This is a genomic window from Enterobacter sp. CGMCC 5087, from assembly GCF_003144775.1.
GTDB classification, from domain to species: domain Bacteria; phylum Pseudomonadota; class Gammaproteobacteria; order Enterobacterales; family Enterobacteriaceae; genus Enterobacter; species Enterobacter cloacae_M.
This window is the reverse complement of record NZ_QFXN01000016.1, coordinates 1-11,963: the sequence shown is the minus strand read 5'-3', so window position 1 is coordinate 11,963 and position 11,963 is coordinate 1. Positions and strand designations below refer to the sequence as shown.

Sequence of the window (11,963 nt, the reverse complement as noted above, 5' to 3'; positions counted from 1 at the left end):
GGCGGGAAACCCCGCCATAGTGCCGTTTATTTATTGTCACTCGCGACGCGAATCACGACTTTGCCGAAGTTACGCCCTTCAAGCAGGCCAATCAGCGCCTCGGGCGCGTTCTCCAGCCCGTCCGTTATCTGTTCGCGATAGTGAATTTTGCCCTCCTGCACCCAGCGTCCCATCGCTTCCTGGAACTCCTTAATGCGGTGACCGTAATCCTGGCCGATGATAAAGCCCTGCATACGAATGCGTTTCTTCAGGATGGTCGCCATCAGGAGCGGCAGGCGATCCGGCCCCTCGGGCAGGCCCGTCGCATTGTAGCCGCTCACCAGACCGCACACAGGGACGCGCGCGGAGGTATTCAGTAACGGCAGCACGGCGTCAAATACTTTCCCGCCGACGTTTTCATAATAGACGTCAATCCCGTTCGGGCAGGCGCGTTTCAGCTGTTCGGCAAAGTCGGCCGCGTGGTGATCCAGACAGAGGTCAAACCCGAGGACCTCAACGGCATGGCGGCATTTTTCAGCCCCACCGGCGACGCCGACTACCCGGCAACCTTTGATTTTACCGATCTGCCCGACGGTCGCGCCAACCGGGCCTGTCGCCGCGGCGACCACCAGCGTTTCGCCCGCTTTTGGCTGCCCGATATCCAGCAATCCCATATAGGCGGTAAAGCCCGGCATGCCCAGAATACCCAGCGCCCAGGAAGGATGCGACGGATTTTCGCCCAGCTTCACCAGGCCGCTGCCGTCTGAGAGTTCATATTCCTGCCAGCCGCTGTAGCCCAGCACCCACTCCCCGGCTTTGAAGTCGGGATGATTTGACTGTTCAACGCGGCTGACCGTTCCCCCCACCATCACCGCGCCAATCTCAACCGGAGGGGAATAGGATGGCGCATCGCTCATACGCCCCCGCATGTAAGGGTCCAGCGACAGCCAGACGGTGCGCAGCAAAAGCTGTCCCTCAGCCGGGGCGGGAACAGGCTGCGTTTCGAGACGAAAATTTTCCGCGACCGGCGCACCCTGCGGACGAGAGGCCAGTACCCAGCGGCGATTTTGCGAAACAGGTTGATTCATCGGGATCTCCTTCTGGTACAAATGTCATTACAGCCTGGCTCACGATCGGCGTTATCGCATTAGCATTACGAGGCAGACTGGTTAAGCCGTACAACCAGATAGATGCAGGTTTCATTCGTTTCGTTGATGAACCTGCAGTCATTTGGCGGCCCCAGCTCGAGACAGTCTCCGGCGTGCATTTCGTGGCGCGTATCGCCCTCCTGAAACACCAGCTCGCCGGACTGGAGCCAGATAAGCTGACGTGCCAGCGCGTAAGAAGATGCAGGCATCGGAACATCGCTGCCCGCGGGCAGTTCAACCTGAACAAGGTCGATGGGCAGATCGGTGCGGGGAGAAACATGGCGGCGGAGGTAGTGCGTCTGCGGATCTCGCCAGACGGGCTGGTTTGCGAGGCGCAGCAGCTTGCCCTCCTGCATTTCGGCCCGGGCAATAAGCGTTGACATGCTGATGCCAAACGCGCCGGACAGGCGGGCAAGCAAGGTGGCTGTCGGGCTGCTGTCTCCGCGTTCAATCTTGTGGATCATCGCGCGCGAGACCCCTGCCCGGTCAGCAAGCTCGCTCAGGGACCATCCGCGAGACTCGCGTTCAAGGCGAATTCTTGCGCTAATCCGTTGATTCATTGTGTCTGTTATGGTGTTCATGACGTCATACTATAGTGTATGAAAGGCATTTCAATGGGCTTTTGATAACAAAAAAATATGGCTTATGCCGTAGCGTTCGGGCTATACGGTTGTGTAATATCGTAGGAATAACGTAATACTATAGTGAACAACACACAGAGGGTTAATCATGATCGTTCGTCATGCCTGCAAGGAAGACTGCGCTGCGATAGGCGAAATCTACAACCACGCGGTGCTGCATACTGCCGCGATCTGGAACGATAAAACCGTCGATACCGATAACCGAATCGCCTGGTTTGAGGCGCGCACGCTCGCGGGTTACCCGGTTCTTGTGAGCGAGGAAAACGGCGTTATCACCGGTTACGCCTCTTTCGGCGACTGGCGCGCCTTCGACGGTTTCCGTCATACGGTTGAGCATTCGGTCTACGTCCACCCGGATCATCAGGGACAAGGCATTGGCCGCACGCTGATGGTCGCGCTGATTAACGAGGCCCGCGCCATCGGTAAACACGTAATGGTGGCCGGTATTGAAGCGCAAAACCATGCCTCGATTCACCTCCACGAAACGCTTGGTTTTGTCACCACGGGGCAGATGCCGCAGGTGGGAACCAAGTTTGGCCGCTGGCTGGACTTGACCTTTATGCAGCTGCAGCTGGACGAGCGCAGCGATCCGGACGCTATCCCATGAATCAGTCACTGACGCTGGCGTTTCTGGTGGCGGCGGGAATTGGTCTGGTGGTGCAAAATACCTTAATGGTGCGTATCACCCAGTCTTCCTCCACCATTCTTATCGCGATGCTGCTGAACTCTCTGGTCGGCATTGTGCTGTTTGTCAGCATTCTGCTGCTGAAACAGGGCGTCGCCGGATTCAGCGAGCTGGCCGCAACGGTACGCTGGTGGACGCTTATTCCGGGGCTGCTGGGGTCGTTTTTCGTGTTTGCCAGCATCAGCGGGTATCAGAACGTTGGCGCGGCGACGACTATCGCCGTGCTGGTAGCAAGCCAGCTGATTGGCGGGCTGGTGATGGACGTGCTGAGGAGCAACGGCGTTCCGCTGCGCGCCCTGATTGGCCCGGCGTGCGGCGCGGTGATGCTGGTCGTCGGGGCCTGGCTGGTGGCGCGGCGACAGTTTTGATCGCTACAGTATGGTGCCGCCTTTGGTCAGCTGTTCCTCACGCGCGTCCAACTCCTCTTTATGCTGCTTACCGTGGTGCGAAATCGCGGTACGCAGACGCTGCTGCTGGGTGTAGCGTTCTTCACGGCTGAGCTCTGCGTCATCGCTTAATTCGATCAGCAGTTCATTCATATGGGTGATGACGCTCTCTTCAATAGCGGCATCCACACGGGCGGTAACTTCGTTTAAATGTGACATTGTCACTCCTTGTGAATCGCCGGGTGGCGGCTGCGCCTTACCCGGCCTACAGGGGAACCGTAGGCCCGGTAAGCGCAGCGCCACCGGGCAACATATTAGTTAAGCTTCGCCTTAGAGAAATCGCTGCCCATCAGGCTCACGCTGTATCCGGTCACGTTGCTGCGGGTTGCATAGAACGTTTTCCCGTTTGCCAGTGCGATCCACGGCGCCTGCTGGTAGAAAATCTCCTGCGCCTGGCCGTAAAGTTTCGCGCGCTCGGCCGGGCTGCTGGTCAGCTTCGCTTTTTGCACCAGAGCATCATAACCCTTATCGCACCAGCGCGCGGCGTTTGATCCGGTTTTAATGCTGTTGCAGCCCAGCAGCACGTCGGCAAAGTTATCAGGGTCACCGTTATCGGACATCCAGCCAAACAGCGCGGAGTCATGTTCGCCTTTACGCATTCCGGAGAGATATTCACCCCACTCGTAAGAGACAATTTTGGCCTTCACGCCGACTTTCGCCCAGTCGCTCTGGATCATCTCTGCGATACGACGCGAGTTCGGGTTGTACGGACGCTGAACCGGCATTGACCACAGCGTGACTTCCGCCCCCTTCTCCAGCCCCGCCTGCTTCAGCAGCGCTTTCGCTTTTTCAGGATCGTAGCTGTAGTCCTTCAGGTCTTTATTAAAGCCCAGCATATTTGGCGGGATCGGCGATTTTGCCACCGTACCGGATCCCATAAAGACCGCATTGACGATAGCCTTCTTGTCGGTCGCGTAGTTAAGCGCCTGACGGACCAGCACGTTATCAAACGGTTTTTTCTCGGTGTTGAACGCCAGATAGCCGACGTTCAGCGCATCGACCGAGTGCAGCGTCAGGTCTTTGTTATTCTTGATGACGTCAAACTGAACCGGGGACGGTGCAGGAATGATCTGGCACTCGTTGGTCTGCAGCTTCGCCAGGCGGGTTTCCACATTCGGCGTAATGGAGAAGATGAGATGCTTCGTCGGCACTTCGCCTTCCCAGTAGTTCGGGTTAGCAACGTAGCGGATCAGCGAATCCACCTTATACTGCTGCAGCACATAAGGCCCGGTACCAATCGGCCAGGTGTCTACGTTTTCAGGCGTGCCTTTTTTCAGCATCGCGTCGGCGTATTCGGCTGAGAGAATCGAGGCGAAATCCATCCCCCAGTCGGCCAGAAACGCGGCGTTAGGCTCGCTGAGGGTGAACTGGACGTGATAGTCGTCGACCTTTTTCACGTCCTGAATCAGCTTATCAAGACCGACATCGTTAAAGTATTCGTAGTTGCCCTGCGACACGTTGTGATACGGGTGTTTAGGGTCTTTCTGACGCAGAACCGAGAAAATAACGTCATCGGCGTTAAAATCGCGCGTCGGTTTGAAGTATTTATTGCTGTTGAACTTCACCCCTTTGCGCAGGGCAAAGGTATAGGTCTTGCCGTCCGGCGAAATCGTCCAGGACTCCGCCAGCGACGGAACCGGTGTGTTTTTCACCGGGTCGAAATTGATCAGGCGGTTGTACAGTACCTGAGAGCTGGCCACAAAAGACGGGCCAGAGCTGGCGATTTGCGGGTTGAAGGACTCGGGAGACGCTTCAGAACAGTAAATAAGGGTGTCGTTGTTTGCCGCCCATGCGGCACCGGCTGGTAACAGCGCGCTCAGCGCAAGGGCGAGCAGTGTTTTCCCTGTAGACATGGTTATAACCCTGACAGTTTTATTATATAAGACAGTAATAACAGCACAGGCGATATGACCTGGCAAATAACGAAACACTATCAGGTTATTCTAAAGCCGCGTTTTTTGCTGTTTTAACAGCCAGCGCCCAAAAAGGTGATTTGCCTTAAGGGCCATTATTCGTCAAGCACAACCATCACTTTCTATGCCGCAAGAAATCGGTCCTTTTAGCGTCTCTTCCCCCGTTTGGTTGCTTCCTCGTTTCGTTAAAGTAACGGTGTGAAGAAGTATATGGGATCAAATCGTGGCAAAAACTCTTTTACGCAGCGGTAACCTGGATGACTTTCAGGCCGTTGGCGGCGGCGGACAAGCCGTTTTTGAATCAGCGTTACAAATCCGGGAAGCGCTCCGGTTGCGCAAACAACAGGCCATCGTCGACTGTCTGGCTATTCCTCAGGTCAACGACAGCGGTGACCGCGTGGACTGGTATTCCCCCGTTGAAGGGAGCGTAACCAGCTGGAAAGCGGCCGATGAAGATGACCGTTATCGCGCCCTGCGCTATCTGGAAAACACGCTAGCCAGCGTTGAGTCGTTAAGCAAGAAATGCCTCCAGTCGCCCAAAACCGCACAGCAGCTTTTTGGCTCTCTGCTGTCAAAGGCGTTTCAGTTCCCGGGTGAAAACTTCCTCTTCCTGGTGGACGGAAAGCCGGTCATCAGCTTCTGGGGGTTTGTAAACCTGAACGAAAATGCGCGCGACGATGTTCTCGACTGCCTGCGTGAATCGCTGGTCCCTGAGCCCGCCACCGTTGTGATTGAAGATCCTGAACCCGAGCCTGAGCCAGAACCTGTGGTGGCCTTTGAACACGCCGACGAGCCGCTGATCGCCCCTTCCACGGTGGTGCGTATCACGCCGGAAGATCTGTATGAGCCTGAGCCGGCACCGGCCGTTGCGCAACCCGTTCAGGAACCGGCTGTACCGATCGTCGCGAAAAAGCGCCGTATCCCCCTGTGGACGCTGCCGGTTGCCGTCGCGATCGTTGCCGCCATTGCCGCACCGCTGCTGTGGCCAAAACAGTCGCCTTCCGCTGAGCCCGCCCCGGTGCCCGCACCTCAGCCCGTAGAGATTGCGCCAAAGCCGATCAAAGCGGTTGAGCCGCTGGCCCTGAAATTACCGCTGCATCAGGCAGAGGTCGTGGCCAGCAAAGAAAAAGAAGCGGCTCCGGCCGCTCCTGCGCCACAGCCCGCTCCGGTGGTGATTGTCGCCATCCCGAAAGACGCCATGGTGATGGAGGCGAATCAGGTGAAAGCGGGATCGACGCGTTTCCTGAACGGTACCTGGCGTGCGGTTCTGGACGTGAAAGATCCGGTCACCGGCAAGCCGCCGTCAATGCGCTATCAGATCCAGAACAATAAAGGCTTCGCCCGGGTTGTCCATGGCGACAACGTAGTCTGCCGCGCGGAGGTCTTCTCCGGCCTGCACAGCAACGGCGAGCTGATGATTAAAAGTCGCGGTACTGCCCGCTGCACCGACGGCTCCCGCTACCCGATGCCGGAGGTTGCCTGTAAAGCAGGCGCCAGCGATATCGCAGAATGTCGCGCCCGTTATGATGCCAATACCGTCGTTCCCCTGACGTTCAAGAAAGCAGGTGCCTGATCCTATGCTGGTTAATCTTTGCGACTATAAACAAAGCGTCACGCTTATTGCCAACAGCGGCGTGCAGTTCCTTGATTTCGGTCTGACGCCGCAGGACACCGCCAGCAACGGGCGCTTCGTACGTAAAACCGCGAACGGCCCGCTGCTGCGGCTCGATTTCGACCTGGTTAACGGGCGCTATACCGTGCCGGGAACGAACGGCGGGCATCCTGAAGTGGTTAAGCCGGAAACCACCATCCCGCTGCATCAGTCCCTGGCGGTGCTGGACGGCGTCTGGCTTCCGGTTCCGTTCCTGCGCTTCAACCCACCGCGGACCTTTGTTGAGGGGCCTGATAACTGGGCCCGCGTTCAGGTGCGCAGGCTGGATACACCCGATACGGCAGGCAATACGCACCGCGTCACGCTCGCCCTTGACAGCCAGATTGCAGAACACGCCACGTCCGCCCTGTCCCCGGTTGAAAACGATATTCTCAACGGGACCCGATTCGCGCTGGCCTGGCGAGACAACGAAGTTGAAAGTTTCCTCGACCAGACCTGGATTGACGGCTGGCTGCGCGAGGCGTTTACCCAGTATGCCGACGGCGTTGAGAACCGCTCTGAACGCGACCTGCAGCAGGCGATGCGCAGTTTTGAATATCAGGCCCACTGGCTTAACCTGCTGACCATGCTCGGTGAACAGCTCACCGTACCGGAAGTGAAATTTGTCACCCATACGCTCAGCACGCCAGCCATTCCGGTCGACCTGATCCTCGACGTGGGCAATACCCACACCTGCGGCGTCATTATTGAAGACCACGGCGACGCCAACGATGGCCTGCGCCAGACCGCCGAGCTGCAGGTCCGCTCGCTAAGCGAGCCGCAGTTCCTGAATGCGCCCCTGTTCACCAGCCGTCTTGAGTTTTCGGAAGCGCGCTTTGGCAAGCAGCACTTCTCGGTTGAAAGCGGTCGCGAAGACGCCTTTGTCTGGCCGTCGATTGTTCGCGTGGGCGATGAAGCGCGCAAGCTGGCGATGCAGCGTCTGGGGACCGAAGGCAACAGCGGCATCTCCAGCCCGCGTCGCTACCTGTGGGATGAAACGCCGGTCGTGCAGGACTGGCGCTTTAGCCAGATGAACAGCAAAACCCAGCGTGAGCCGCTTGCCACCGCGTTTCCGCTGATGAACCTGATGAACGATGACGGCGAACCGCTCTTCACGCTGCCGCAGGACGAGCGCCTGCCGGTCTTCTCGCCACAGTACAGCCGCAGCACGCTGATGACGCACATGCTGTGCGAGCTGCTGGCGCAGGCGCTGGGGCAGATCAACAGCGTCGCCACGCGCCTGCGTCTGGGCTTCCCGGCATCGCCGCGCCAGCTGCGCACCCTGATCCTGACCCTTCCCTCGGCCATGCCCAAGCAGGAGCGCGAGATTTTCCGTCGCCGCATGTTTGAAGCCATCGCCATCGTCTGGAAAGCGATGGGCTGGCACCCGCAGGATGAGGATTTCGTCACCCGCAAACAGCAGGATAAAAGCGTGGTGCCGGTTCCTGAAATCCAGATGGAGTGGGATGAAGCCAGCTGCGGTCAGCTGGTCTGGCTGTATAACGAAGCGATCTCCCGCTTTGGCGGTCAGACCGAAGCCTTCTTCGCCTCCCTGGCCCGCCCGGACCGTGAGCCTGAGCCGGGTAGCCAGCCGGGCCGCGCGCTGCGCGTCGCGTCCATCGACATCGGCGGCGGCACAACGGATATGGCGATCACTCATTATCAGCTGGACGACGGCTCCGGCAATAACGTCAAAATCACCCCGCAGCTGCTGTTCCGTGAAGGCTTTAAAGTCGCGGGCGACGACACGCTTCTGGACGTGATTCAGCGCTACGTGCTGCCCGCGCTGCAAACGCAGCTGCAGAAATCCGGTATCGCGGACGCTTCGCTGCTGATGGCGTCGCTGTTCGGCGACTCCGGGCGCATCGATACCCAAGCCGTACTCCGTCAGCAAACGGCGCTTCAGCTGTTTATGCCGATTGGCCACGCCATTCTTGCCGCGTGGGAATCGAGCGACGTTGACGATCCGCTGGCCGGTCTGCATGCCACCTTTGGCGATCTCCTGCCGCAGAAACCGACCCGCAACGTAATGAATTATCTGCAGCAGGCGATCGACCATGCCCTGCCTGCGGGTTCAGACGCGTTTGACCTGTTCGCGGTGCCGCTGCATGTGAATTTCCGCGAAATGCAGGATGCGATGCTGGCCGGGCAGTTTACGCTGGCCTCGCCGCTTCACGCGGTGTGCGAGGCGATATCCCATTACAGCTGCGATATTCTGCTGATCACCGGACGCCCCGGCTGCCTGCCTGGCGTTCAGGCGCTCATTCGCCATCTGCAGCCGGTGCCGGTCAACCGTATCGTCTGGCTGGATAAATACCAGGTGCACGAGTGGTATCCGTTCAGCCAGCAGGGGCGCATTGGCAACCCGAAATCAACGGCCGCGGTGGGAGCCATGCTCTGCAGCCTGGCGCTGGACCTGCGTCTGCCGCGCTTCAACTTTAAAGCCGCGGACATTGGCGCGTATTCAACCGTGCGGTATCTCGGCGTGCTGGATAACACCGTTAATACCCTGCGCGAGGAAAACGTCTGGTATCAGGATATCGACCTCGATAAGCCGGGCGCGAAGCTCGACGCGCGTCTGCACTTCCCGCTGCGCGGTAACGTCACCCTCGGCTTCCGCCAGCTGGCGAACGCGCGCTGGCCCGCCACGCCGCTCTACACGCTCAGCATCAACTCGGCTGAACTGGCGAAAGCCATTGCCGGTGACGGCGTGCTGAACGTGCGGCTGAAGCTCTGCGGCGGCGGCAAGCAGGAAGGCCCTGAGGCCTTCGAGCTGAGCGATGCCTGGCTGCAGGACGGCACGCCTGTTGCACCTGACGCATTAACCTTCAAACTGAATACTTTGGCCGATCGCCGACACAGCGGTAGCCACTACTGGATCGACAGCGGGAGCGTATACCTGAAATGACAGCGACGACGACCACCACTCAGGCCTTAATCGGGTGGATTAATGAGACGCGCCTGAACGCCCCTGTGCTGGATAACGATGCTGACGCCCTGCTTGCTCGCATCAACGCGGCGCAGGCGCGGGAGCAGGCCATTGAACGCGCCATGACGCGTCAGAGCAGCATTGGGCTTTACGGTCATTCGCAGAGCGCGAAAGCCCATCTGCTGTTATCCCTGTGCGGCAGCGGTAATGGACGCCTGAACGTGACGCCGGGCCAGCGCACCTTTGACTATTTTTCGCATATCAATCCGGGACATGCCCTGACCAACATGGCCGTCCGCTTCACCCGGCAAAGCCCGGAGGTGGCGGATGAGGCGTTCCCGCTGCGTCTAAGCCTGGTCACCGAGGCCGAGCTGGTACAGCTGTTTATTGCCCGCTCGACGCTGCATCCGCAGATGCGCGCGGTAGATAAGGCGGTCATTGAGACACGTCTGGAGAAATGGCGCGGGCTGCGCCAGCCGCAGGGCGTACCCGGTATCACGGCTCAGGAAGTGGGTGCGATAGCCCGCTTCTGGCAAAGCACCGTACCCGCCGCTAAACAACAAATTGATGATGCCCTGTGGCATGAGTTCGCCCGGCTGGTGCCTTCTCTCGATCTCAGCACGCGGGCCAGCGTCTGGTCGCTGCTGTGGGGCGAGCAGCAGGAGTTGACCCAGCAGTGGTTAAAACTGGCCCATGTGCTGCACCAGACCAGCCATGCCGGCGAGCTTGCTGCCCCGCTTAGCCTGCTGGTGGACAGCTTTGGCCTGCCGGGTGAAGGGTTCCTGACGCACGACGGCACGTTAGATCTTCAGGACGCGCAGGAGACGCTGCTTCATCCGCTGAATAGCGGTGAAATGCTAAACGCCATCAGCATCCCCGTCGACGTTCTGGCCTTCCTGACCCGCGAGCTGGTGCTGCCGGTTGAGAACGGCGCGCTGGATAATGTCGATATTATTGATATTCCGGTTTTTGAAGATAACCGTGCCGACCCGCTACGCCAGGCGAAGTCCCAGTGGCTGCTCGAGCATTACCGTCAACAGCTTCAGCCGGATGTGCTGGTGATTTGCAACGCGACGGCGCAGCACGAACACACGGCAAAAAAAGCAAAAGTGTTGATGAACTGGGTCAAGGAGACGCAGCCTGCTGAAGAATCGGCCCTGCCGGGGCTGGTGTGGGCGATTACCCCTCACGACGCCCGCTTTACCACCCGACAGAATCTCGATGAAGCCGTACAGCATCTGCTTGGAAAGCCGGGTTTACGCTGGGGCACGCTGCAGGCGCTGGACAGCCACAGCATGCAGCGCGTCATTGAGTGGCTCTCTCAGGCCACGCTGCCCGCGCAGCGACAGAAGCGTCTCGGCACGCTGAAAGGCTTGCTGCGACAGGAGCTCTCATCGCTGATGCAGAGCTATCTGGCACCGCTGGTTGAAGAGCCGGGGACAAGACGCGCTCAGGCCGAAAACATGGTGCGCACGCTGCAAAGCAGCGCCGCCCGCCACGGCGAACTGCTTGAAGGCCTCCTGCCGCCGCTGAAAGCCTTTGAAACGCTGCTCGCCGTTCAGCAGCCGCGCGAGGAGCAGGTGAACGGGCTGTTTACGGACACTATTGACCTGTTTGCCGAGAATACCCAGGAAAGCAGCGGTCTGTTCCAGACAAAAGACAAAGCGCGTCTGGCGCACAGAGTCTGGATAAATCATCTGCGTCAGTGGAGCCGCAATGAGGCAACGGCCGCGCGCCTTGGGCTGGAGCCTTCGGTATTACAGCAAATCGCGGATGTGCTGGTGGTCACCAGCTACCGGCTTGATCTGCCTCAACAGCTTCAGCGTATTGTCGAAGCGGATAAAAGCAGCGCGGCACAGCTGCATGCCGTGATGGGCAATTTCATTGGCTGGCTGGGTTACGACCAGACGCCTGTGGCAACACGTCCGGCAAGCCGCATCCGCAAGGGGCAGGCCATCTTCGTTACGCCAGTGGTCAGCAGCGCCGAGCCTCGCTTGACGCGACTGGGAGAACAGCCTGTGCATGCGGCCACCGCGTACGTATACGACTGGCTGGTCGCACTCTATAGCCGCGCGATAGAGAACATTGATTACCAGCATCCGCATGATGTTCAGCCCGGTGCTCGCCGGGCTTTACAGGCGTTATTGCGCTGAGATGTCGGCCCGCAGCCATGCGGGCCATTTTCACCGCGCCATACAGCCAACGATCGTCTGCGCCAGCGCAGAAGGGTTTTCCCACGACATTGAATGCCCTGCCGCAGGAATGATTTTCACCTCGACGCCCTTTTGCTTCAGACTTTCCACATCGTCATCCGGAAGAGACAGCTCGCCGAAAATCAACGTTACCGGGCAAGGGAGTGACAGGAACTGCGCTTCCCATTCCGGTTCAACGCCCGCCACCAGGCTCGATGCACCCCGCCAGACGGCATACGGCGCATTGCTCTGCAGGCACCCGGCCCACGCCGTTTTTTCCGCGCTGAGCATGGCGTCATAGCCCTGCGTCAGAAACTGCTGCTCGGTTTGCGCCGCAATAGACCGGCTGAACATGCCCCCGCCCGCGTGAAAATTAGGC

The 11,963-nt window shown here is 59.0% G+C and carries 10 protein-coding genes; 5 read left to right on the top strand and 5 right to left on the bottom strand.

Annotated features, from left to right (window positions below; translation table 11 throughout):
• Positions 1-26: 26 nt before the first annotated feature.
• The gene (locus tag DEO48_RS01025; RefSeq protein WP_109844071.1) at positions 27-1,067 is read right to left on the bottom strand and encodes an NADP-dependent oxidoreductase; all 1,041 of its coding nucleotides are present in this window, start codon (positions 1,065-1,067) and stop codon (positions 27-29) included.
• Positions 1,068-1,132: 65 nt separating this feature from the next.
• Positions 1,133-1,708 carry a helix-turn-helix domain-containing protein gene (locus DEO48_RS01020; RefSeq protein WP_023311983.1) on the bottom strand — a complete coding sequence of 192 codons (576 nt, stop codon included), beginning with the start codon at positions 1,706-1,708 and terminating at the stop codon, positions 1,133-1,135.
• A gap of 148 nt (positions 1,709-1,856) precedes the next feature.
• Between DEO48_RS01020 and DEO48_RS01015 the strand changes: the two genes are divergently transcribed.
• Both DEO48_RS01015 and DEO48_RS01010 read left to right on the top strand, forming a co-directional pair.
• Positions 1,857-2,375, top strand: coding sequence for a GNAT family N-acetyltransferase (locus DEO48_RS01015; RefSeq protein WP_045354167.1), 519 nt, complete (start codon positions 1,857-1,859; stop codon positions 2,373-2,375).
• Positions 2,372-2,821 carry a DMT family transporter gene (locus DEO48_RS01010; protein ID WP_109844070.1) on the top strand — a complete coding sequence of 150 codons (450 nt, stop codon included), beginning with the start codon at positions 2,372-2,374 and terminating at the stop codon, positions 2,819-2,821. Before DEO48_RS01015 ends, DEO48_RS01010 begins: the two co-directional genes overlap by 4 nt.
• A 3-nt stretch (positions 2,822-2,824) precedes the next feature.
• Here DEO48_RS01010 and DEO48_RS01005 read toward each other — a convergent pair whose 3' ends face one another.
• The gene (locus tag DEO48_RS01005) at positions 2,825-3,058 is read right to left on the bottom strand and encodes a YdcY family protein (protein WP_047647612.1); all 234 of its coding nucleotides are present in this window, start codon (positions 3,056-3,058) and stop codon (positions 2,825-2,827) included.
• A 95-nt stretch (positions 3,059-3,153) separates the two neighbouring features.
• Positions 3,154-4,752: an ABC transporter substrate-binding protein gene (locus DEO48_RS01000; RefSeq protein ID WP_109844069.1), complete on the bottom strand. Its 1,599-nt coding sequence runs from the start codon at positions 4,750-4,752 to the stop codon at positions 3,154-3,156.
• A gap of 283 nt (positions 4,753-5,035) precedes the next feature.
• On the opposite strand from DEO48_RS01000, the gene DEO48_RS00995 reads away from it, so the two are divergent.
• The 3 genes from DEO48_RS00995 to DEO48_RS00985 are packed head-to-tail and all read left to right on the top strand — an operon-like array spanning position 5,036 to position 11,545.
• On the top strand, positions 5,036-6,385 hold the full coding sequence (locus DEO48_RS00995; protein WP_109844068.1) for an SrfA family protein: 1,350 nt from the start codon (positions 5,036-5,038) through the stop codon (positions 6,383-6,385).
• Positions 6,386-6,389: 4 nt separating this feature from the next.
• Positions 6,390-9,371, top strand: coding sequence for a virulence factor SrfB (locus tag DEO48_RS00990; RefSeq protein ID WP_109844067.1), 2,982 nt, complete (start codon positions 6,390-6,392; stop codon positions 9,369-9,371).
• On the top strand, positions 9,368-11,545 hold the full coding sequence (locus DEO48_RS00985; protein ID WP_109844066.1) for a virulence factor SrfC family protein: 2,178 nt from the start codon (positions 9,368-9,370) through the stop codon (positions 11,543-11,545). The genes DEO48_RS00990 and DEO48_RS00985 overlap by 4 nt, the downstream gene beginning before the upstream one ends.
• A 30-nt stretch (positions 11,546-11,575) precedes the next feature.
• On the opposite strand, the gene DEO48_RS00980 is transcribed toward DEO48_RS00985, so the two are convergent.
• Positions 11,576-11,963, bottom strand: a 388-nt coding sequence (locus DEO48_RS00980; protein WP_146198226.1) for an alpha/beta fold hydrolase, incomplete at its 5' end; no start/stop codon positions are given.

Excerpts from the sequence above, each read along its gene's own strand:
- DEO48_RS01000 (WP_109844069.1), bottom strand. The coding sequence starts at position 4,752 with ATGTCTACAGGGAAAACACTGCTCGCCCTTGCGCTGAGCGCGCTGTTA.
- DEO48_RS01005 (WP_047647612.1), bottom strand. The coding sequence starts at position 3,058 with ATGTCACATTTAAACGAAGTTACCGCCCGTGTGGATGCCGCTATTGAA.
- DEO48_RS01025 (WP_109844071.1), bottom strand. The coding sequence starts at position 1,067 with ATGAATCAACCTGTTTCGCAAAATCGCCGCTGGGTACTGGCCTCTCGT.
- DEO48_RS00990 (WP_109844067.1), top strand. The coding sequence starts at position 6,390 with ATGCTGGTTAATCTTTGCGACTATAAACAAAGCGTCACGCTTATTGCC.
- DEO48_RS01010 (WP_109844070.1), top strand. The coding sequence starts at position 2,372 with ATGAATCAGTCACTGACGCTGGCGTTTCTGGTGGCGGCGGGAATTGGT.
- DEO48_RS01020 (WP_023311983.1), bottom strand. The coding sequence starts at position 1,708 with ATGAACACCATAACAGACACAATGAATCAACGGATTAGCGCAAGAATT.
- DEO48_RS01015 (WP_045354167.1), top strand. The coding sequence starts at position 1,857 with ATGATCGTTCGTCATGCCTGCAAGGAAGACTGCGCTGCGATAGGCGAA.
- DEO48_RS00985 (WP_109844066.1), top strand. The coding sequence starts at position 9,368 with ATGACAGCGACGACGACCACCACTCAGGCCTTAATCGGGTGGATTAAT.